Below are 753 nucleotides of genomic sequence, written 5' to 3'. Positions count from 1 at the left end.
GCTGCAGGGGGATTTTGGCGTCAGCTACACATACCGCGTGCCGGTGGCGCAACTCATCCTCTCCCGCGCCGGCGCCACCTTGCTGTTGGCAGTGTGCTCTGTTTTGCTAACTTGGCTAATTGCCATTCCTCTGGGGATCCTGGGGGCGCTGCGGCAGAACACTCCTTTGGATCGGGCGTTGCAGTTGCTCAGCTACCTGGGGCAGGCCATGCCCAGCTTTGTGCTGGCCATTTTGCTGCTGATCGTGGCTCAAAACGTGGGCTGGTTGCCGGTAGGGGGAATGACCAGTGTTTATTTTGCCGAGCTCGGTTGGGGGGGGAAGCTGCTGGATCTGGGCCGCCACCTGCTCTTGCCCACGCTGGCCCTGAGCATTACCAGCTTTGCCGGGCTGCAGCGGATTACCCGCGGCAACTTCTTGGACGTGCTGCGGCAGGAATACATCCAGGCGGCGCGGGCACGGGGCATTCCTGAATGGCGGGTGATCTGGCTGCATGCATTGCGCAACGCCGTCAACCCCTTGATCACGATCTTGGGCTTTGAGTTTGCCAATCTGCTCAGCGGCTCCTTCATTGCCGAGTTTTTCTTCAACTGGCCGGGGCTGGGCAAGCTGCTCTTGGAAGCCGTCCAAAGCTTTGACATCAACGTGGTGATGGCCGGGCTTTTGCTGGGAGCGGTGATGCTGATTTTGGGCAACCTATTGGCCGATCTGCTCTTGATGTGGGTAGATCCGCGGATCCGACCTGAGTCTTTGCT

At 59.6% G+C, this 753-nt stretch carries 1 protein-coding gene; it reads left to right on the top strand.

What is annotated here, in order from left to right; translation table 11 throughout:
• On the top strand, positions 1–753 hold a 753-nt coding region (locus tag NW835_RS09145; RefSeq protein ID WP_414415164.1), incomplete at both ends, for an ABC transporter permease.

Source organism: Synechococcus sp. OH2 (genome assembly GCF_047462155.1).
Taxonomy (GTDB): domain Bacteria; phylum Cyanobacteriota; class Cyanobacteriia; order Thermostichales; family Thermostichaceae; genus Thermostichus.
This window is presented reverse-complemented; position numbering and strand designations above follow the sequence as displayed.